This window comes from Pseudomonas sp. FH1 (genome assembly GCF_000510895.2).
Taxonomy (GTDB): Bacteria; Pseudomonadota; Gammaproteobacteria; order Pseudomonadales; family Pseudomonadaceae; genus Aquipseudomonas; species Aquipseudomonas azotoformans_A.
Window position 1 is genome coordinate 25810 of record NZ_AOHM01000012.1, and the last position, 21118, is coordinate 46927.

The 21118-nt window shown below is 60.4% G+C and carries 20 protein-coding genes and 1 pseudogene; 18 read left to right on the forward strand and 3 right to left on the reverse strand.

Annotated elements, in window-relative coordinates; all coding sequences use genetic code 11:
- Positions 1-160: 160 nt before the first annotated feature.
- Together H096_RS05335 and H096_RS05340 are read left to right on the forward strand one after the other, a co-directional pair.
- The gene (locus H096_RS05335; protein WP_016980074.1) at positions 161-1066 is read left to right on the forward strand and encodes a LysR family transcriptional regulator; all 906 of its coding nucleotides are present in this window, start codon (positions 161-163) and stop codon (positions 1064-1066) included.
- Positions 1067-1173: 107 nt separating this feature from the next.
- On the forward strand, positions 1174-1968 hold the full coding sequence (locus tag H096_RS05340) for a class II aldolase/adducin family protein (protein ID WP_033897172.1): 795 nt from the start codon (positions 1174-1176) through the stop codon (positions 1966-1968).
- A gap of 40 nt (positions 1969-2008) precedes the next feature.
- On the opposite strand, the gene H096_RS05345 is transcribed toward H096_RS05340, so the two are convergent.
- Positions 2009-3091, reverse strand: coding sequence for an LLM class flavin-dependent oxidoreductase (locus H096_RS05345; protein WP_033897173.1), 1083 nt, complete (start codon positions 3089-3091; stop codon positions 2009-2011).
- A 325-nt stretch (positions 3092-3416) separates the two neighbouring features.
- Here H096_RS05345 and H096_RS05350 point away from each other — a divergent pair.
- The 3 genes and pseudogenes from H096_RS05350 to H096_RS05360 all read left to right on the forward strand — a co-directional run.
- A pseudogene (locus H096_RS05350) lies at positions 3417-4187 on the forward strand (ABC transporter permease); the annotation flags it as partial.
- A 1-nt stretch (position 4188) separates the two neighbouring features.
- Positions 4189-4947: an ABC transporter ATP-binding protein gene (locus tag H096_RS05355; RefSeq protein WP_033897175.1), complete on the forward strand. Its 759-nt coding sequence runs from the start codon at positions 4189-4191 to the stop codon at positions 4945-4947.
- Positions 4948-5023: 76 nt separating this feature from the next.
- Entirely contained in the window at positions 5024-5644 is a 621-nt protein-coding gene (locus H096_RS05360; RefSeq protein WP_033897176.1) for a hypothetical protein, read from the forward strand.
- On the opposite strand, the gene H096_RS05365 is transcribed toward H096_RS05360, so the two are convergent.
- Together H096_RS05365 and H096_RS05370 are read right to left on the reverse strand one after the other, a co-directional pair.
- Complete coding sequence (locus tag H096_RS05365; protein ID WP_033897177.1) at positions 5596-5928, reverse strand: hypothetical protein; 333 nt, start codon at positions 5926-5928, stop codon at positions 5596-5598. The genes H096_RS05360 and H096_RS05365 overlap by 49 nt on opposite strands.
- Positions 5925-6233, reverse strand: a complete 309-nt coding sequence (locus H096_RS05370; RefSeq protein ID WP_241495483.1) for a phosphomannomutase — start codon at positions 6231-6233, stop codon at positions 5925-5927. Before H096_RS05370 ends, H096_RS05365 begins: the two co-directional genes overlap by 4 nt.
- Positions 6234-6452: 219 nt before the next feature.
- Between H096_RS05370 and H096_RS05375 the strand changes: the two genes are divergently transcribed.
- From H096_RS05375 to H096_RS05435, 13 genes are all read left to right on the forward strand, one after another.
- Positions 6453-6893 (forward strand): low molecular weight protein-tyrosine-phosphatase, encoded by a 441-nt coding sequence (locus tag H096_RS05375; protein WP_051421950.1) that lies wholly within the window; start codon positions 6453-6455, stop codon positions 6891-6893.
- A gap of 122 nt (positions 6894-7015) precedes the next feature.
- Positions 7016-9238 (forward strand): polysaccharide biosynthesis tyrosine autokinase, encoded by a 2223-nt coding sequence (locus H096_RS05380; protein WP_033897180.1) that lies wholly within the window; start codon positions 7016-7018, stop codon positions 9236-9238.
- 73 nt (positions 9239-9311) lie between these two features.
- Complete coding sequence (locus tag H096_RS05385; RefSeq protein ID WP_033897181.1) at positions 9312-10646, forward strand: UDP-glucose/GDP-mannose dehydrogenase family protein; 1335 nt, start codon at positions 9312-9314, stop codon at positions 10644-10646.
- On the forward strand, positions 10643-11944 hold the full coding sequence (locus H096_RS05390; RefSeq protein WP_033897182.1) for a flippase: 1302 nt from the start codon (positions 10643-10645) through the stop codon (positions 11942-11944). The genes H096_RS05385 and H096_RS05390 overlap by 4 nt, the downstream gene beginning before the upstream one ends.
- A complete protein-coding gene (locus tag H096_RS34715; RefSeq protein ID WP_269465578.1) occupies positions 11934-12527 on the forward strand; it encodes an acyltransferase in 594 nt (197 codons plus the stop codon). Before H096_RS05390 ends, H096_RS34715 begins: the two co-directional genes overlap by 11 nt.
- 1 nt (position 12528) lies before the next feature.
- Entirely contained in the window at positions 12529-13761 is a 1233-nt protein-coding gene (locus tag H096_RS05400; protein ID WP_033897183.1) for a glycosyltransferase family 4 protein, read from the forward strand.
- Positions 13739-15061 (forward strand): O-antigen ligase family protein, encoded by a 1323-nt coding sequence (locus tag H096_RS05405; RefSeq protein ID WP_033897184.1) that lies wholly within the window; start codon positions 13739-13741, stop codon positions 15059-15061. The genes H096_RS05400 and H096_RS05405 overlap by 23 nt, the downstream gene beginning before the upstream one ends.
- A 31-nt stretch (positions 15062-15092) precedes the next feature.
- Entirely contained in the window at positions 15093-16238 is a 1146-nt protein-coding gene (locus H096_RS05410) for a glycosyltransferase (RefSeq protein ID WP_033897185.1), read from the forward strand.
- Positions 16235-16804, forward strand: a complete 570-nt coding sequence (locus tag H096_RS05415) for an acetyltransferase (protein WP_033897202.1) — start codon at positions 16235-16237, stop codon at positions 16802-16804. Before H096_RS05410 ends, H096_RS05415 begins: the two co-directional genes overlap by 4 nt.
- Positions 16801-17736 carry a glycosyltransferase family 2 protein gene (locus tag H096_RS05420; RefSeq protein WP_033897186.1) on the forward strand — a complete coding sequence of 312 codons (936 nt, stop codon included), beginning with the start codon at positions 16801-16803 and terminating at the stop codon, positions 17734-17736. Before H096_RS05415 ends, H096_RS05420 begins: the two co-directional genes overlap by 4 nt.
- A 69-nt stretch (positions 17737-17805) precedes the next feature.
- Complete coding sequence (gene gmd, locus H096_RS05425; RefSeq protein WP_033897187.1) at positions 17806-18927, forward strand: GDP-mannose 4,6-dehydratase; 1122 nt, start codon at positions 17806-17808, stop codon at positions 18925-18927.
- A 2-nt stretch (positions 18928-18929) separates the two neighbouring features.
- Positions 18930-19907 carry a GDP-L-fucose synthase gene (locus tag H096_RS05430; protein WP_033897188.1) on the forward strand — a complete coding sequence of 326 codons (978 nt, stop codon included), beginning with the start codon at positions 18930-18932 and terminating at the stop codon, positions 19905-19907.
- Positions 19907-21115: a glycosyltransferase WbuB gene (locus H096_RS05435; RefSeq protein ID WP_033897189.1), complete on the forward strand. Its 1209-nt coding sequence runs from the start codon at positions 19907-19909 to the stop codon at positions 21113-21115. The genes H096_RS05430 and H096_RS05435 overlap by 1 nt, the downstream gene beginning before the upstream one ends.
- The last annotated feature ends 3 nt before the right edge of the window (positions 21116-21118 follow it).

Consider the following 21118-nt stretch of genomic DNA (forward strand, 5'->3'; position numbering starts at 1 on the left):
TAATATGCTATTTTTTAATGATTAGCTTATAGCTGAAGGTAATTTAGAACCGGTCTGAATAGCGTTAGACGTTATCGATCACAGCGTGGGCTATCCAGACAGCGTTCCTGCAACTATGCTTCGCACACATCTTAATGACTGTTCTCTATGTGCGGCCCAAATGAAAATTGACGATATCGATGCCTTTGTCGAAGTGATTCGTTGCCAGTCCATCAGCCATGCCGCCGAGTCGTTGCAACTGACCCAGCCGGCCATCACCCGCCGCGTGCAGAACTTCGAGCAGGCGCTGGGCGTGGAGCTGTTCGACCGCAACACCAAGCCCCTCAAGCCTACGCTGATCGGCACCCGCGTCTACGAGCAGTGCCGGCTGATCCTGCGCGAGATGGATGCGCTGCGTGAACTGGTGGCGACCGACGCACCGCCCACCGGCGTGCTGCGCCTGGGTGTGCCGCAGACCATCGGTGATGTGGTGCTGCTGGATGCGCTCAAGCACCTGCGTACCGAATACCCGGACCTGCGCGCCCAGGTCGCCACGGGCTGGGGCAGCCAATTGGTCGGCAAGATCGAGCGCGGCGAGCTGGATGCGGCGGCGGCGTTGTTCCCGGCGGGCAAGATCTTCCCGGACAACATCATCGGCGAGTCCATCGGCAAGATGGAACTGGTGGTGGTCTGCGCCAAGGCCCAACTGCCCAAGAAGCCTTGCAAGCTGGCGGATGTGTACCAGAATGGCTGGATCCTCAACCCGGACGGCTGCGGTTTCCGCGCGGGGTTGCAGCGGACCCTGTCCGATCAGGGCCTGGCATTGCGGGTGAACCTGGAGACGTTCGGTACTGAGCTGCAATTGGGCCTGGTGGCGGACGGCCTCGGCCTTGGCCTGGTGCCACGTCCGTTGCTGGAACGCAGCGCACACCGCGAGCAACTGGCGGTGATGCCGCTCAAGGACTTCAAGCCGGTGATGGACCTGTGGCTGATCTATCCGCACTTCCTCGGTAACCTGCAGGGGCCGGTGGATGCGTTTGGCAAGTGGGTCGCGGCCTCGTTGCACAAGATCAAGGATGCAGCCTGATATGAAAAAAAATAATAATTAGCTTAGATTAAAATGTGCTTTTTATTATTTTTTTGCATCCCCTAGGCTTGCCTGGAAGTCCTTAAGGCCATCCAGGAAGTTTTGCCATGAGCAGCGTCACCTCGATTTCCAGCGTTTCCACCAATGTTCGTCAGCGCGTCACTCCGGAAGAATGGGAAGTGCGCGTCAAACTGGCCGCCGCCTATCGCCTGGCGGCCTTGTACAAGTGGACTGACCATATCTACACCCACTTCTCCGCCCGCGTACCGGGCCCGGACGAGCATTTCCTGATCAACGCCTTTGGCTTGTTGTTCGATGAAATCAGCGCGTCCAACCTGGTCAAGGTCGACCTTGACGGCACCATCGTCGACGACCCTACCGGCCTGGGCATCAACTATGCCGGCTATGTGATCCACAGCGCCATTCACGGCGCACGCCACGACCTGCAAGCGGTGCTGCACACCCACACCCGCGACGGTATTGCGGTGTCGGCGCAAAAAGACGGCCTGCTGCCGATCTCCCAGCATTCCATCGGTTTCTCCGGGCGCGTGGCGTACCACGGGTATGAAGGCGTTGCCCTCGACCTTGACGAGCGTGAGCGGCTGGTCGCGGATTTGGGTGATAAGAGTGTGATGATCCTGCGTAACCATGGGTTGTTGACGGCGGGCGTCAGTGTTGAACATGCGTTCCAGCAGCTGCAGCAGTTGGAGCGTGCGTGCAATATCCAGGTCGCAGCGCAGGCTGCGGGGAATGCGGAGTTGATTTTCCCGCCGAGGGAGGTGGTGGAGAAGGTTGAGCAGCAGGCCAAGGTGTTTGCCAGTGGCGAAGGACCGGGTGTGGCGCGGCATTGGAATGCGTTGATCCGGCAGTTGGAGCGCAGTGATACCGACTACAAGAACTGAATCTTCAATGGGGGAGTTGGCTCACCAACTCCCCTGGGGATCAAGCCACTTGCTGGGCCTGCTCGCGTTCAGCGATCAACTGGCGGGTGAGAGGAATCAGGCGCTTGCCATAGTCAATGGCATCATTCAACGGATCAAACCCACGGATCAGGAACGTGGTGATCCCCAGATCGTAGTAATCCACCAACGCCTCCGCGACTTGCTCAGCGGTGCCTACCAGCGAAGTGGAGTTACCCTGTGCACCGAGCAACCCCGCAATCCCCGTCCACAAACGCTTATCCAGCCGCGATCCCTGCGCGGCCGCCGCGAGCAACCGGCGTGAGCCTTCATTCGGCGGTTCACGCCGCACAAAGCCATTTTTTTCGGCCAACTCGGTGGCCTGCTGCAAGATGCGCTCAGCCCGTGCCCACGCCAGTTCTTCGGTCTCGGCAAGGATCGGCCGCAACGACAAACTAAAACGAATCGTACGCCCATGCTTGGCCGCTTCGGCGCGCACCTGGGTCACGATCTCACGCACTTGTTCGTAAGTTTCGCCCCACAACGCGTACACATCGGCGTGCTTGCCCGCCACTTCGATCGCGGCTTTGGACGAACCACCAAAATACAGCGGGATATGCGGTTGTTGCGGCGACTTCACCGTGGAATGCGCGCCTTGGACCTGATAGTAGGTGCCCGAAAAATCGAAGGGCTGTTCGCGGGTCCATTCCTGGCGCACCACGCTCAGGTATTCGTCGGTACGGGCGTAGCGTTCGTCTTTACCGATGTGGCTGCCGTCGGCGCGCAATTCGCGATCATCGCCGCCGGTGATGATGTGCACCGCCGTGCGTCCACCGTTGAACACGTCCAAGGTGGCGAACTGGCGTGCCGCCAACGTGGGCTGGGCGAAACCTGGGCGGTGCGCAATGAGGAATTGAAGTTTTTGGGTCACGCTGGCGGCGTGGGACGCGATCAGCGTGCTGTCCGGGCTGTTGGAGTGGAAGGCCACCAGCGCGCGGTCGAAACCAGCCTCTTCGTGGGCGCGGGCCACGGTCTCCACATAGTCGGGTTGCAGGGTAGGGCCGCTGCGCGGGTGGATCTCGGAAGCGTGATGGCCGCCGATATAGCCGATGAATTCGATGCTCATGGTCTGTCCTTGTCTTGGGTGTGATTGGCACCTCCACCGGGCAGGGGGTCGGTTATTCGCGTCCAAAGTAGGGGCAGGGGGCAGGGCTGTAAAATGCCGATTGGTTCTAACCTAATTATTAAAATGTAGAATCATGATTTAGCTTTTGTATCAGTAATTTGCATTTTGTGCGCATTAGGTTATTCCTACAAAGACTTTCACGTCGGTTTTTTATGCGATTAGCATGACCCTGCAACGGCGTGCCTGGCCGTGACTTTTAGGGAATGAAAGCCTGATGAGCGAGACGATCACCGTCAACAAACGCGAGAGCGCAGCGAAAGTGGTGCGCACCTGGCGCCCTCCCGATGCCCTGCTACGGCTGATCAGTCCTATTGTGTTGTTGCTGCTGTGGGAGCTGGCGTCGCAAGTGGGCTGGATTCCTGCACGAGTCATCGCGGCGCCCTCGCAGATTGGCGGGACGTTATGGGCGATGATCGCCTCCGGCGAGCTGGGCAAGCACCTGCTGGTGTCGTTGCAGCGAGCGTTGTTTGGTTTGAGTATCGGCGTAAGCATAGGTGTGGTCGCGGCGCTGATTTGCGGCCTGTCCAAGCGCGGCGAGGTGGTCCTCGATTCGCCAATGCAGATGCTGCGCACCATCCCGTCCCTGGCCCTGGTGCCGCTGTTTATCCTGTGGTTCGGCATCGGTGAGTTCACCAAGATCGCGCTGATCGTAACGGGCACGACCTTCCCGGTTTATCTCAACCTGTTCGCCGGTATCCGCAATATCGATCCCAAATTGATCGAGGCGGCCAACACGCTGGGCCTCAACCGGCGTGAGCTGATCTGGCATGTGATTCTGCCGGGTTCGCTGCCGTCGTTCTTCGTCGGCCTGCGCTACGCCCTGGGCATTTCCTGGCTGGCCCTGGTGTTTGTCGAACAGATCAACACCACTGCCGGTATCGGCTTCCTCGCCAGTGACGCGCGCGACTTCATGCGCACCGACGTCATCGTCATTTGCCTGTTGATCTACAGCGTGCTCGGCCTGTTGATCGACGGCCTGATCCGCACCCTCGAACGCTTCGCCCTGGCCTGGCGGCCATCCTTTGTGAGGAACTGACATGTCGACGCTAGAAGCTCCCGTACAACTGCGCAACGTGGTTCGCCAGTTCGGCCAGCAGCGGGTCATCGATGGCCTGGACCTGGACATCGCCCCCGGCGAATTCGTGGCCTTGCTCGGCGCCAGCGGTTCCGGCAAGACCACGTTGCTGCGCAGCCTGGCCGGCCTCGACAGTATCGACAGCGGCCAACTGCGTGTGCCCAAGGCGCGAGCGGCGGTGTTCCAGGAGCCGCGCCTGATGCCGTGGAAGCGCGCCTGGAAAAACGTGGTGCTCGGCTTGCGCATTCCCGACGCCAAGGCCCGTGCCGTGCAAGCCTTGACCGAAGTCGGCCTGGCTCATCGCCTGGAGGCCTACCCGGCCACCCTGTCCGGCGGCGAAGCCCAGCGCGTGGCCCTGGCCCGTGGCTTGGTGCGCGAGCCCAAGTTGTTGCTGTTGGATGAACCGTTCGCCGCCCTCGACGCTCTGACCCGCATCAAAATGCACCGCCTGATCATCGAGCTATGGCGCAAGCACACCCCGGCGGTGTTGTTGGTGACCCATGATGTGGACGAGGCGATCCTGTTGGCCGACCGGGTGATCGTGCTGGCGGATGGCAAGGTGGCCGAGCAACTGACGATTGATCTTCCCCGCGCACGGGACACCGGCCAGGACGGCTTCCAGGCCATCCGCGCGCGCCTGCTGCACCTGCTCGGCGTGGAAGTGGGCATACCGGCGGCTCGGCCGACAGCAGTCAGCCTGCGACGGGTGGCCCAAGGCTGACCCTCGATAACGTTGTATTTCCCTCGACACTGAGGTCTGATGGGCGCCGAAAACGGCCACGTCAGATTGGGGATATATGCGGGCAGAACTTGCGCAATATGGCGGTATCACCGTCATGATTCCGGCCGCCATCATCATTGCCGTGTGGCTCAGGTATTCCAACCCTTGGGCGCTTCGAGCCTGGGTCATTACCGTCGGTGTCACGTATTCGATCGTCGCGTTCAGCAAGTTGCTGTTCAAGGGCTGGGGCTTGTCCTTCCAGCACCTGGACATTGCCGTGCTCAGTGGTCATGCCATGAATACGAGCTTGATGGTCACCGTGGCACTCAGCCTGGTGGCGCGCCAGTTCAACCCGGCGCTGCGCTGGCCGGCGGCAGGCGTGGGAGTGTTCGCCAGTCTCTGGTTCAGTGCCTATTGCGTCGCACCTTATATCCATCCACTCAACGAGGCCGTGGCCGGAGGCCTGTTGGGCGCCAGCGCGGCTATTGCGTTTCTGTGGCGTATTGAAGCCACCCCGATCAAGGTGTCACCCTCTTTTATCAGCGGTGGCCTGGTGGTCTTGCTGGTGTGCGCCCTGATGCCCAAATACAACGCCGAGTTGTTGCTCAACCGGGTGGCAATCGCCTTGTCAGGCGCCGATCAAGCCCATCAAGCGCCTTCGTGGCGGTTGGACTCGGCGCACAGAGACGCCGAGTAATTCACCAGGTCCAATGCCCGGTTGCTGTCCACCAACAGTTCCAGCAGCACCGTTTGTGCGTTGAAGCGCCGCACATCGCCTCGACGCCGCGCTTCCTTCATCTGCTTGAACAGCGTGTGGGTGATTTGCTGCGGGGAACTGCCCTGCAGTTGATTGAGCCAACGGCCGATGGCCTGGGTATTACGCCGGTACTGCGCGCCCGCTGCCGGCTCGGCGAAGGCTTCGAACATCCCCGTGAGTTTCCTCAGCGCGTAGCTGCGTATCACCTCATCCAACAGGCTCATGGCCGTTCCTCGGTGCCGGAGATGTTCGCCAGCAACTCGGCCGTCTTGACCTGCATGAACTGGCTATCACCCCGACTTTCCACGCACAGGCATACCGACAACGGGTCACTCACCTGCAACTTGAAACGCCAATCGGCAAACACCATGGACAGCCCGGAACAGGACTCGTCGCTGGCCAGCGAGTTGTCGCTGTACAACACCTGCATGCGCTGGACGACGCACGTCGAGTTATTCACTTCGATATGAATATTCCCCGAAGAGGGGAACAGGCCAATACGTTCTACCAATAACTTTGAAGTGTTCATGGCCGACCCTTGTTGTTACGGATGGGCGGCACTTTATTATGCAAAGGACTAAAAGTACTGGAATGTTATTTTTCGTCGGTGAATACGATTTTGTTATTTTTAGTCTGTTTCGATGAGTGGTCGAAGTTCCTGGCTTGTGAGCATAATCGTCTCGCTGCTTGAAGTAAGGTCATCCCTTTTACTACCGGGTTAATACTGTACGGCGCGTGGGAGGTTGCCTTGTTCAATAGGATTTTGATTGTGTGCGTCGGCAATATCTGTCGAAGCCCCACGGCAGAACAATTACTGCGCAATGCACTTGCGTCCTCCGCCATTGAAGTCAGTTCGGCGGGGCTCGCGGCATTGCGTGACAGCCCGTTGGAGCCCACGGCTTCACGCGTGCTTGAAGAGCATGGTCATGCGCCAGGCTCACACAAGGCGCGGCAACTGACCAGCGACGCGGTCAGTGATGCGGACCTCATCCTGGTGATGGAGCAGCGGCACATCGAAGGGGTGCTCAGTCTCGCTCCGCAGGCGCGGGGCAAAGTGTTTCTGTTGGGTAAATGGCAGTCCGATCGGGAAATCATGGACCCTTATCGTCAGGGCAAGTCGGCCTTTGTTCATGCTTATACGCTGATAGAACAAGCGACACAGGCGTGGGCGCGAAGATTGATCAGTTGAATATTTATGCACGTTAATTGAACGTGTATGTAGTGAGTGAAGCCGTTAAATGTGCATGGAGCCGGGCGACTTATCATCCTGTGCCATTGCTTGACTATCTGTTAGAAAAAAAGAACTGACTTATGCAATCAGCACCTGCAGTAACGTCGCACAACGGCGAAGAAACAGATCTGGATTTCATGATGTTGCTGGGCACTTTGCTGGACCATAAGTGGCTTATCGGTGGGATCAGTCTTGTCTTTATGGCGCTGGGTGTGACCTATGCCGTGTTGACACCTCCCGTCTATCAGGCGACTGCGCTGGTCCAGGTCGAGCCGAAGAAAAGCGACATGCTGGGCTTTTCGGATGTCGGCAGCCTGCTCGGCAAAGAGTCGCCCACCGTCACCGAAATCGAGCTGATCCGCTCGCGAATCACCATTGGTACCGCCGTCGACAACCTCAACCTGGACCTTGAGGTGAAGCCCAAGCGTTTTCCGTTGATCGGTGATTTCATGGCGCGCCGTTTCAAACCTGCACAGGCTGACGCTGTGGCGAGCCCATGGCTGGGTCTGGACAGCTACGGTTGGGGTGGCGAGGACCTGAAGTTCTCGCAGTTTCGGCTTCCAGCAGACCTGTTGGGCCAGGAACTGACCTTGACCGCCGACAGTGGCAACCGCTTTACCCTGACAGATCAGGACAACAGGGTTTTGCTGACAGGGCAGGTGGGGCGCTTCTACGAAAGTAATGGCATCCAGCTGCAGGTCGAGACGCTGCAAGCCAACCCTGGCATGCAATTCAGCGTGGTCCGTTCGCCACGCCTGACCAGTATTCTGCGCTATCAGAAGTTGCTCGATGTCGCGGAGCGCGGCAAGGAATCGGGCATCATCGGCCTGGCGCTGGAAAGCACACGACCGGCCGCGGCCATTCAAGTGCTCAACGAAGTGGCACGCATCTATGTGCGTCAGAACATCGAGCGCACGTCCGCTGAGGCGGCCCAGAGCCTGGCCTTCCTCAAGGATCAACTGCCCCAGGTGCGCAAGGATGTCGAACAGGCCGAGACAGCGCTGAATAAGTTTCAGATCCGCAACAAGACCATCGACATCAGCCTTGAGGCCAAGGCGATTCTTGACCAGATTGTCGCACTGGACGCCAGCATCTCGGAACTCAAGATGCAGCAGGCCGAGATCGAACGTAAGTTCACGCCCCAGCACCCGGTGTATCGGGCACTGCTGACGCAATTGGCAGAACTCACTGCACGTCAGAATGAGCTGGCCAAGAAGGTCGAGAGCCTGCCCACCACTCAGCAAGAGCTGCTGAGCCTGACCCGAGACCTCAAAGTCAGCACCGAGATCTACACGCAACTGCTGAACAAATATCAGGAACTGGACGTAATGCGTGCCGGCACAGTCGGCAACGTGCGCTTGATCGACACTGCCGATGTCGACCTGCGCAACCCGATCAGGCCGCAAAAAGCCCTGATTGTGGTGATCGCCACCCTGCTCGGTGCCTTTGTCGCGATTGCCCTGGTGTTGTTTCGCAAGGCGCTCAATCGCGGCGTTGCCAACCCCAGTGAACTGGAAAAGCTCGGCTTGCCGGTCTATGCGGCGATCCCGTTCAGCGCCATTCAGAAGGACATGGACCAGAAGCTTTCGCGTGGCGGCAAGGCTGACTCAACGCAACTGCTCGCCCTCAGTCATCCAACCGACCTGGCCATTGAAGGGCTGCGCAGCCTGCGCACCAGCCTGCATTTCGCGATGCTGGAAGCCAGCAACAACCGCCTGATGATTTCCGGGCCCAGCCCACAAGTCGGCAAGACATTCGTCTCGGCGAACCTGGCGGCGGTGGTTGCCCACTCGGGCCAGCGGGTGTTGTTGGTGGACGTGGACATGCGCAAGGGCTACTTGCACAAAGTCTTTGGTGTGCCGGCTGACAACGGTCTGTCCGATCTGCTGGCCAAGCGTTGCGAGCTCAGTTCGGTCATCCACCCCACGGCGGTGGAAAACCTGCACGTCCTGGCCCGTGGGCGCATTCCGCCGAACCCTTCGGAGCTGTTGATGCACGCCAATTTCAGCGCGTTCCTCGAACAGGTCAGTGGGCTCTACGACCTGGTGATCCTGGATACGCCGCCGTTCCTGGCCGTCACCGACGCAACCATCGTTGGACGCCAGTCCGGCACCAACCTGATCGTGGCCCGATTCGAACTGAACTCGGCGCGCGAAGTGGAGCTGACGATGCGCCGCTACCAACAGAACGGCATCGAGCTCAAAGGCGCGATCTTCAACGGCATCGAGAAGCGCTCATCCGCCAAGTACGGGTATGGCGCCTACAGCTATTACCACTACGAGTACAAGTCAGACAGCGTTTGATCCCTGATGGCAGGCAATTGAAATCCAACGCGCAGCACGTCTACCACTGGCCGCAGGTTCAAAGAGAAACGTTATGAAAGTCACTGTTTTTGGGATTGGTTATGTGGGGTTGGTCCAGGGCGCAGTGCTCGCCGAAGTCGGCCACGATGTGCTGTGCGTCGACATCGACGCCCAGCGGGTCGAGCGCCTGAAACAGGGACACATCCCGATTTACGAACCCGGCCTGGAGACTCTCGTCAGGGAAAATCATGCGGCCGGCCGCTTGAATTTCACCACCGACGCCGTGGCCGCGGTCCAGCATGGTGAGGTGCAGTTTATCGCCGTGGGCACGCCGCCGGATGAAGACGGTTCGGCCGACTTGAAGTATGTGCTGGCGGTGGCCGAGACCATTGGGCAGCACATGCAGGCGCCGCTGACGGTTATCGATAAATCCACCGTTCCGGTGGGCACGGCTGACAAGGTCAGCGCGCGCGTTGCCGCCATGCTCGCGCTGCGTGCGCGTACCGACTTGGCCTTCGACGTGGTGTCCAACCCGGAGTTTCTCAAGGAAGGCTGCGCGGTGACGGACTGCATCCGGCCGGACCGCATCGTCATCGGCACCGCCAGTGGGCATGCGGAAGCGGTGATGCGCGAGCTTTACGCACCGTTTAATCGCAACCGCGAAAAGATCATCGTGATGGACGTGCGCAGCGCGGAGTTGACCAAGTACGCCGCCAATTGCCTGCTCGCCACCAAGATCAGCTTCATGAACGAGATGGCCAACCTGGCCGAGCGACTCGGTGCGGATATCGAGATGGTGCGCCAGGGTATCGGTTCCGATCCGCGCATCGGCTATCAGTTCCTGTATGCGGGCGTGGGGTACGGAGGCTCGTGTTTTCCAAAGGACGTGCAGGCCTTGATCCAGACCGCCGAGACCCTCGACTTTGACGCCACGTTGCTCAAGGCGGTGGAACGGCGCAACGCTGACCAGAAGAACAGCCTGTTCAACAAGATCTCCACTCATTTCAAGGGTGAGTTGGCAGGCAAGACCTTCGCGCTCTGGGGGCTTAGTTTCAAGCCCAATACCGATGACATGCGCGAGGCGCCAAGCCGTGTGTTGATGGAGGCCCTCTGGCGTGCGGGGGCAAAGGTGCAAGCCTTTGACCCGGAAGCCATGGAAGAAACCCAGCGCCTGTATGGCGACCGCGATGACCTGCGCCTGTGCGGCACCAAGGAGGCCTGCCTCAAAGGTGCCGACGCCTTGCTGATCGTCACCGAGTGGCAGGTGTTCAAGGCGCCGGACTTCAGGGTGATCCAGCAGCAACTCCAGCAACCGCTGATTTTCGACGGGCGCAACCTGTTCGACCCGGTCAGCATGAACAAGAAGGGCATTCACTACGTCTCCATTGGGCGACCCCTGAACCCATGAGCGTGCTCAAAAGAATCGTCAGCGGCATTGGCGCCAATTCGTTCGGCCAGGTAGTGAACCTGCTGATTCAACTGGTGAGTGTCCCGGTGCTGATCGCCAGTTGGGGGTTTGGCGCCTACAGCGAGTGGGTGGTGCTGTCGGCAATTCCGACCTACCTGGCGCTGTCCGACCTGGGCGTGACCACGGCGGCTTCGAGCAAAGTGGTGATCTGGCATGAACGCGGGCGGTTGAGGGGCGCGCGGGCGGTCTACAGCACCAGCTTTGCGTTCCTGCTGCTGGCCGGACTCAGCGTGTTGTTACTGGCCGTGGGATCGCTGGCGTTTTTCGACCTGTTCAGCCTGCTCAATCTCAAGTCGATCAGGAGCGGCGACGGGGTGTTGATCCTGTCGGCGCTGACGGGCTATTCGTTGCTGTGCCTGTTGACCAACATGATCTCGATCCGCTATCGGGCCTTCAAGGTGTTGCCATTGTCCTCGTTCATCATGAACGTCATTCGCATGCTGGAATGGTCGGCCGCCTTGTTGTGCGCTTATCTCACCCAGAGCTTGGTCGCCACCAGCCTGATGCTGTTGGCTGTACGCCTGGTTGGCCTGGTGAGCAAGAACCTGATCGCCAACCGATTGGGCATCACCTTGCGATTCAACCCCTCGATGATCGGCAAACGCGCGTTCGTCACCTTGATCAAACCGTCGATTGCCTCGCTGGCTTTCCCGATTGGCCTGGCGCTGAACGTGCAGGGGTTGATCATTTTGTTGTCGGTGCTGCTGTCTCCGGCCCATGCGGCGATATTCGGGCTTTACCGCACCATTTCTCGGGTGCTGGTGCAGTTTTCGACCGTGGTGAACCAGTCGCTGTGGCCGGAAATTTCCTATGCGTTCTCCATCGGCGATAACCAGCTGGTCAGGAAAATGATCCGTTACGCGTTGAAATTCTCCTTGCCCATCGCCTGTGTGATGGGGGCGCTGGTGGTGGTGTACGGCGGGACGATTTTTGATGTGTGGTCGGGACGCAAGGATGATTACTCATCGAGCATCATGCTGGTGCTGATCATCGGCGCGCTGACCCACGTGGCCTGGCAAGTCTATTGGGTCGCGCTGATGGCGACGGCGTCTTATGCATCCTTTGCCGTGGTGTTCATGCTGGTGTCGATCGCCAGCAGCCTGGCGGTGTTTTGCCTGGCGCAGGACTACGGTCTGCTGGGCGTCTGCTATGTGCTGGTGGCCACCGAAGTGGTGCTGTTCGGCTTCGCCAAGCGCGGGTTCCATCGCCTTGAAGTGAGGATGGCCCGTGCTGATTGATCACCTGGTCCGCCATCGACTCAAAGTCAGCCTGCTGACGCCACAAGGGCTCAAGTACCTGGCCAAACGCGTGCTGTTGCTGGGCCGGCTGCTAACGGCCAGTCGCCGGCAGCGCGCCTTGCGCCGACAGGGGGCCATGCTGGGTGAGTTGGTCATGATCAACGCCGTGGAGTTCGAAGGCACCCTGCGTTGTTTCAGCCTCGGCACCGGCAGTTTTATCGGCAAGCGCAGCTTTATCCAATTGCATGCCCCCGTTCGCGTGGGCGCCCATGTGGCGATCAATGAGGGGGTGCGCATTCTGACCGGCACCCATGGCCTGGATGATCCTGCATGGCGGTTGAAGGTGGCGCCGGTGGTGATCGGCGATTACGCGTGGATTGCCACCGACGCGATCATCTTGCCGGGGGTGACGATTGGCGAAGGTGCCGTGGTTGGCGCGGGCAGCGTGGTCGGTCGCGATGTGCAGCCCTACACCGTCGTGGCGGGTAATCCGGCGCGGTTCATTCGCGCGCGCGCTGCGCAGACCTTCACCTACAGCCCGGTACGCTCCAGTGCCGTGGTCGAAGCCTGGATGGGGAAATAAGATGATCCTGGTCGCCCATCCGGTTGGTAATCAGAATGTCCGCGCATTGCTGCGCGCGTTGAATCAGCGGCAGTTGCTGCACTCGTTTCATACCTCGCTGGCCTTGCACAAGGATTCATTCCTCTGTCGCCTCCCCGTGATCGGCAAGGAGTGCCTGCGGCGCACCTTTGATCAAGTGGACGGCGCCTTGCTGCACAGCTACCCACGGGTTGATGTGCCGCGTGTGCTGTGTGACAAGCTGAAGTGGTATCGCTTCACGCAGCGCAACGTTGGAATGTTCTGTCCGGAAAATGTGTACCAGCACATTGACCAGGCCAGTGCCCACTTCCTGTACCGGACCCCGCGCAAACCCAGCCAGGTGTATGGCTATGACGGCAAGTGCCTGGGCTTGTTCAAAGCGGCCCGGCACATCGGCGGTATTGCCCTCAACTATGAGGCGGCCTTCGGCTCTATCGCCTACGCGTGCAACGTGCTGGAGCATGAGCGCGAGGCCAATCCGGCCTGGCGGGCGAGCATCCCGAATATCAGTGACGACACCCAGCGCAAGCAGACCGAGGAGTTGGCGCTGGCGGACCGGATCATCGTGGCGAGTACGTTTGCCAAGCGCACACTGGGTGACCATGGCATCGCTGCAGACAACATCTCGATCACCCCTTACGGTGCCCCCGCGCCGATGCTGTGCCATAAGGTCAATGCGCGGCGGGGCGGGCGCTTGAAGGTGATGTATATCGGCGCGCTGACCCAGCAAAAAGGCATCTCGTATTTCTTCGATGCGCTGAACCTTGCCGCGAGCAGCGTGGCTCTTGACGTCACGGTGATCGGCGGCGACTACGCCAATGGCCGCAACCCGGCACTCAACGCCGAGCTGAAGAAGTACCAGTGGTTCAGTTCAGCCTCCCACGATGAGGTGATCCAGCACTTGCTGGAGGCCGATGTATTGGTCCTGCCTTCACTCGCCGAGGCGTTTGGCCTGGTGGTGGGGGAGGCTCTATCGACGGGGACGGCGGTGATCGTGTCGCACAACTGCGGCGCGGCGGACCTGATCGTTGAGGGGGTCAATGGTTATGTGGTGCCGATCCGTTGCGCCGAGGCCATCGCCCGTCATCTGGTGGACCTGGCCGAGGACACACAAAAACTCAATGAGTTGAAGCACAACGCCGTCTTGTCCGCCGGTGGCACAACCTGGGAGAGCTACGCCAAGGGGGTGATGGATGCCATCCTTTGCCAGTCCTGAGCCGGTCAGCCTGCGTGAGCGCTACCGGTTGCGCGTGGTCAGTGCGTTCGTGCTCATCTACCTGTTCATCCTGTTCGAAGGGGTCTTGCGCAAGTGGGTGGTGCCGGGGCTCAGCTCAGTCATCTACTTCATCAAGGACCCGATCGTCCTTTACATTTATGGGTGCGCCTACCGGTTCGGGTTTTTCTCGAAGAACCTGGTATCGGCCTACTTTGTCGTGCTGGTGCTGGTGTTTTTCGTGCTGGTGTCGGCGTTTTTGTTGAGCAGCCCCGAAGGCGTTGTCATCTACGGCTATGGCGTGCGCAACTACTTGCTGTATTTCCCGTTGATCTTTGTTGCCGGCAAGACGCTCAGGCTGACGGATGTCTACCGGTTCGCGCGTATCACGCTGTTTGCGGCGATCCCGATCAGTGTCCTGGTGGTGCTGCAGTATTCGTCCGGGCCGCAGGCGTACGTGAACAAAGGCATTGGCGATGATGACTTCATCTTCATGATTGCCGACGGCGTGGTGCGGCCGTACGGGACCTTTACCTTCACGGCCGGACACGTGGTGTATGTGTCTGCCTGCTTTGCGTTCCTGGTCGCGGCGGTTTTCGACAAGGCCTTGTTCCGTGCGGTGTTTGCGCGGCGTTATGGGCTTTTTGCGCTGTCGGCGGCGTCCGTGGCGGTGATGTGCTTCCTCACGGGATCCAGGGCCATTTATGCGTATGCCGCGATCGTGCTGCTGGCCGCGCTGATGGTCGCCTTGATCAAGAAATCCCAGCGCAACCTGCTGTCGCTGTTTTTCTTGGCGGCCGCATTGTTTGTCAGCCTGCTGATTTTCATGTCCACCGACAGCTACCAGGTACTGGTGGAGCGCAACCGCAGTGCGGTGGCCAGTGAAGGGTCGCCGGTCACTCGTGCGTTCTCCAGCCTGTATGCCTTCACGCGTGTAGTCGACGACGCGCCGCTGTGGGGCCATGGCATCGGTTCAGGCACCAACGCCGCCTCGACAATCCTGCGCGCCGGGCGGGAACAGGGCGCGGGCTTTCTGCTGGCCGAGGATGAATGGTCACGCATCGTGCTGGAGATGGGCCTTCCCGCCGGATTGATGTTCATCCTGTTCAGGATCTTCGTCCTGCTCTGGTTGTTGCTCAAGTCCTACACGGCGCTGGTCAGGCAGGGCACCGGCGTGCCGTTGCTGCTGTGCGGGTTCCTGGCACCGATCCTGTTCAACGGCGTGATGACCATGCAGGGCACGTTCCTGGCGTTTGGCGTGTTCTACGCCTGCCTGATCCTCGCGGCCTGCAAGAAAACCTGAACCCACTCAACGCATCAGCGGACGACAGCACTTGAAGTTACTCAGAATCATCTCTTCGGTCAGACCGGAAAAGGGTGGGCCGATCAACGCGGCTCGGGAAATCGACACGCTGCTCATTCGGGACGGGCATCGTGTGGATGTGCTGACGCTGGATGGCGCGTTCGCGGTCGACTATCCCGGCACCGTGCATTTCATGGGCCCCAGCCGGTTTGGCTACGGGTTGAATGGCAACCTGCGCCCTTGGTTGGAGCAGCATGCCCGCGACTATGATTTTTTTATCATCAACGGCTTGTGGCAGTACCACGGGTTTGTCGCCCGCCAGGTACTGAACAAGCTCGGCCGGCCGTACATCGTGTATACCCACGGCATGCTTGATCCCTGGTTCAAGCACGAATACCCGCTCAAGCATTTAAAGAAATGGCTGTACTGGCCCTGGGGTGAATACCGCGTGCTGAGGGATGCGCGGCGCGTGGTGTTTACCAGTGAGGAAGAACAGATTCGCGCGCGCGAATCGTTCTGGCTCTATCGCGCCAATGAAACGATTACGGCCTATGGCACGTCCAGTCCGCCGGCGGACGAGGCACGGCTGGCACAAGACTTCGTTGCGGCGCACCCGCAGCTCAAGGGAAAGCGGGTGGTGCTGTACCTCAGCCGTATCCACCCGAAAAAGGGCTGTGACCACCTGTTGCAGGCGTTCGCCCAGGTAGCCGGGCTAGACGAGCGCCTACACCTGGTGATGGCGGGTCCGGATCAGGGCGGTTGGGTGCAGGCGCTGCGCAACCAGGCCGGGCAGTTGGGCATCGCCGAGCGTATCACCTGGCCCGGCATGCTGCAGGGCGCGGCCAAGTGGGGCGCGTTTTATGCCGCCGAGGTGTTCTGCCTGCCGTCGCACCAAGAGAATTTCGGCGTGGTGGTGGCGGAGGCGTTGGCCTGCGGCAAGCCCGTGCTGATCAGTGACAAGGTGAACATCTGGCGCGAAATCGAGAAGGACGCTGTGGGGTTTGTCAGCCCAGACACGGCGGCCGGTGCCGTGCAGAACCTGCAGCGCTGGTTGCAACTGGATGCGCCTGCTTATGCGCAGATGTCCGAACGGGCCAAAGTGTGTTTTGCCGAGCGCTTTCATATCCGCCGGGGGGCGCAGCGCCTGCTGGAAATTGTGCGGGAGTGCTTGCCGTGATTCTTCAAGGCAATGATCCGCATCGCTCGCCGTCTTTCTCACTGGGCCATCGTTTGCGTCGCCTGCTCTGGAACCTGGTGTACGTGGTGCTGTTTCGCACCAGCCCACGCCCGTTTCATGCCTGGAGGGCGTTCCTGCTCAGGTTGTTCGGTGCGCGGCTGGGCAAGGGCGTGCATGTGTATCCACGGGCCAAGGTCTGGGCCCCCTGGAACCTGGAACTGGGCGATCATGTCGGGATCGCCGACGGCACCACGCTGTACAACATGGCGTTGATCCGCATCGGGCGCTACAGCGTGGTGTCCCAGGGGGCGCACCTGTGCGGCGGCTCCCACGACTACAACAGCAAGAACTTCCAGCTGTATGCCAAGCCCATCGTACTGGGGGAACACGTGTGGGTGTGTGCCGAAGCCTTTGTCACCCTGGGTGTCAGCGTGGCCGACGGGGTGGTGGTGGGGGCCCGCTCCCTGGTGATCAAGAGCATCGCGCAGCCGTGGAGCGTGCACGCCGGGCATCCATCACGGCAGATTGGACTGCGTACCCAGCACGACCAGGCGGTGGAACCATGAAGCGCGAAACCGTCAGCGTGATCATCCTCACCTACAACGAAAGCCTGCACATCGCGCGGGCCATCGACTCGGTGCGCGCCTTCAGTGACGAAGTGCTGGTGGTGGACTCGTTTTCCACCGACAACACCTGCGACATCGCCCGCCGCCATGGGGCAATGGTGGTGCAGCACGCCTTCGTCAACCAGGCCAAGCAGTTCCAATGGGCGCTGGACAATTTGCCGATCACCGGCAATTGGACCCTGCGCCTGGACGCCGACGAAATCATCGAGGCCGACCTTGCCGCGCAGATCAATACGCGGCTGCCAGGCCTGGCCCGCGATATCACCGGCATCAACTTCAAGCGCAAGCATATTTTCATGGGCCGCTGGGTGCGCCATGGCGGCCGCTACCCGTTGAAAATGCTGCGGCTGTGGCGCACGGGCCTGGGGCGCATGGAAGACCGCTGGATGGACGAGCACATCTCGGTTGCCGAGGGTCGCACCATCACCCTGGAAGGTGGGTTTGCCGACCATAACCTGCATGACTTGACGTTCTTTACCCACAAGCACAACGGCTACGCCACTCGCGAGGCCATCGAAATACTCAATGCGCGGCTCGGGCTGTTTGCCATCCGCGATGAAGTGCACAGCGGCAAGAGTTCGTTCCAGGCCAAGGCCAAACGCCTGGTCAAGAACCGCGTGTACAACCGCGTGCCGTTCACCCTGAGTTCCACGGCGTATTTCTTGTGGCGCTACATCATTCAGCTGGGGTTTCTCGATGGCCGCAGCGGCCTGGTCTATCACCTGCTGCAAGGCTATTGGTACCGCTTCCTGGTGGGCGCGAAGGTGCTCGAACTGGAAACCGCAATTGCTCATTTAAACGATAAGGACGCCATTGTCCGCGAACTTTCAAAGTTGACCGGACATAACTTGAACCTGCCCACACAGCAGTAACTGACCGTTTTTAACAAACACCCAAGTTTGGGTGAAGGCCTTCGCTCGCCTATCAATCGGGAGACAGACATGAACAAAGTCGCGCTTATCACCGGGATTACCGGTCAGGATGGCTCGTACCTGGCGGAACTGCTGCTGGAAAAAGGCTATACCGTGCATGGTCTCAAGCGGCGCTCATCGTCGTTCAATACCCAGCGCATCGATCACATTTACCAGGACCCGCAAGCCCTGCATAAAAACCTGATCCTGCACTATGGCGACTTGGCCGATTCGTCGAACCTGACGCGCATCATCCAGCAGATCCAGCCCGACGAGATCTACAACCTCGGCGCCCAATCCCACGTGGCAGTGAGCTTCGACTCACCGGAGTACACCGCCGATGTGGACGCCCTGGGCACCTTGCGCATCCTTGAAGCGATCCGTCTGCTGGGCCTGGAAAAGAAGACCCGTTTCTATCAGGCCTCCACCTCTGAGTTGTATGGGTTGGTGCAGGAAACCCCGCAGAAGGAAACCACGCCGTTCTACCCGCGTTCGCCCTATGCAGTGGCCAAGCTCTACGCCTACTGGATCACCGTGAACTTTCGCGAAGCCTATGGCTTGTATGCCTGCAACGGCATCCTGTTCAACCATGAGTCGCCGCGTCGGGGTGAAACCTTCGTGACGCGCAAGATCACCCGCGCGCTGGCCAACATCGCCTTGGGTCTGGAGCCGTGCCTGTACATGGGCAACATGGACGCCCTGCGCGATTGGGGGCACGCCAAAGACTACGTGCGTATGCAGTGGATGATGCTGCAGCAGGACACACCCGAGGACTTCGTGATCGCCACCGGCCTGCAGTATTCGGTGCGCGACTTTATCCGCTGGTCGGCGGCGGAGCTAGGCCTGGGCTTGCGCTTTGTGGGGGAGGGCGTGGATGAGGTGGCGGTGGTCGAACACATCGACGGCGACCTGGCGCCCGGCATCCTCGTGGGCGATGTGATTGTGCGGGTGGACCCGCGTTACTTCCGTCCCGCAGAGGTAGAGACGTTGCTCGGTGATCCATCCAAAGCCAAGCGTTCTCTCGGTTGGGTGCCTGAGATCACGGCGCAGGCAATGTGTGCCGAGATGGTCCGCGAAGACCTGAAAATCGCCCAGCGCCACGCCCTGTTGCGCCTGCATGGGCACGACGCACCGATTGCGGTGGAGAACTGAGCATGGCACGTGATCTTGATGCACGGATCTTCGTCGCCGGCCATCGCGGCATGGTGGGTTCGGCTATTGTGCGCAGGCTATGGGCCCTGGGGTATACGCAGATCCTTACCGCCGCCCGCGATGAACTGGACCTGCTCGACCCGGCGGCCGTGCAGGCGTACTTCGCCCGCCAGCGTGTGGACCAGGTGTACCTGGCGGCCGCCAAGGTCGGCGGGATTCACGCCAATGCGACGTACCCGGCCGACTTCATCTACCAGAACCTGATGATCCAGGCCAACGTGATCCACGCTGCCCACAGCCACGGCGTGCAGCAGCTGTTGTTCCTCGGTTCGTCGTGCATCTACCCGGTGCATGCGCCGCAGCCGATGATCGAAGCGGTACTGCTCGATGGCGCGCTGGAACCGACCAACGAGCCCTATGCCGTGGCCAAAATCGCCGGGATCAAGCTGTGCGAGAGCTACAACCGTCAGCACGGCCGGGATTATCGCAGCGTGATGCCGACCAACCTGTACGGGCCAGGCGATAACTATCACCCGGAAAACAGCCATGTGATCGCGGCCCTCTTGCGACGCTTCCATGAAGCGACCCTGCGCGGTGATGACGAAGTGGTGATCTGGGGCAGCGGACGGCCACGACGGGAGTTTTTGCATGTGGATGACATGGCGGCAGCCAGCGTGCATGTGATGGAACTCGACGCCGTGCGCTACCGCGAACAGACCCTGCCGATGCGCTCGCACCTGAATGTCGGCACCGGGGTGGACTGCACGATTGCGCAAGTGGCTGAGGCGCTGGCGCGGGTCACCGGCTTTCGGGGGCGCTTGCGTTTCGACACCAGCAAGCCAGACGGCGCACCGCGCAAGCTGCTGGAGGTGAGCCGTATCAACGCCCTCGGTTGGGAAGCCTACGTGCCGCTGGAGGAAGGCTTGCGCGATACCTACAACGCTTATCTCGCAGCGCTTGAGCAGCCTCGGGGCCAGTGATGAAGATCCTTCTGTATGGCATCAATTACAGCCCGGAACTGACCGGCATCGGCAAATACAGCGGTGAGCAGGCGCGCTGGCTGGCCGCCCAGGGGCACGAGGTGCGGGTGGTGACGGCGCCGCCGTATTACCCGCAGTGGCAGGTGGGCGAGGGCTATTCGTCGTGGCGTTTTTGTACCGAGCAGGATGCCGGCGTGACGGTGGTTCGCTGCCCGCTGTACGTGCCGCGCCAGCCCACGGCGGTGACGCGCCTGCTGCACCTGGCGAGCTTTTCCGCCAGCTCGTTGTTGGCGGTGCTCGGGCAACTGCGCTGGAAACCGGACCTGGTGATGTTGGTGGTGCCCACGCTGTTCTGTGCGCCCCAGGCGCTGTTGCTGGCCAAGCTCAGTGGTGCGCGGTCGGTGTTACATATCCAGGACTATGAAGTGGACGCCATGTTTGGCCTGGGCATCGGTGGCAGTTCTGTGTTGCGGCGCTTGGCGCTGGGCGTCGAGCGTTGGCTGTTGCGGCGCTTTGACCGGGTGTCGACGATTTCCAGCGGCATGCTCGACAAGGCGCGCGGCAAGGGCGTGCACGGCCGGCGCCTGGTGTTCTTCCCCAATTGGTCGGAAACCGCACGTTTCCGTCAGGTAACGCGCAACCAGGTTTTGCTTGAACGCCTCGGCGTGCCGCCAGGCGCGAGGGTGGTGTTGTACTCCGGCAACATTGGTGAAAAACAGGGGCTGGAGTTGATCCTCGACGCAGCCCAGGCCCACGCCCATCACCCGGAGCGGGTGTTTTTGATCGTCGGCCAGGGCACCGGCAAGGCGCGCCTGCTTGAGCGGGCGCAGCGCGACGGCCTGCGCAATGTGCTGTTTGCGCCGTTGCAGCCCTACGAGGATCTACCGGCGCTGTTGGCCTCGGCCGACGCGCACTTGGTGATCCAGAAGCGCGGTGCGGCGGATTCGGTGCTGCCCTCCAAGCTCACCAACATCCTGGCCGTGGGGGGCAACGCCATCATCACCGCCGACCCCGACACCACCCTCGGACGCCTGTGCGAAGAGCATCCAGGCATTGCGGTGTTGGTTGAACCGGAGTCCGTCGCGGCATTGAACGCGGGGATCGAGCGGGTGTTGGCATTGCCGTCGCGCAATGAAGTGGCGTTGAACTACGCCAAGGAGTTCCTCGATAAGGAACGCATTCTGCAACGTTTTCTGGCACAGGTCTGATGG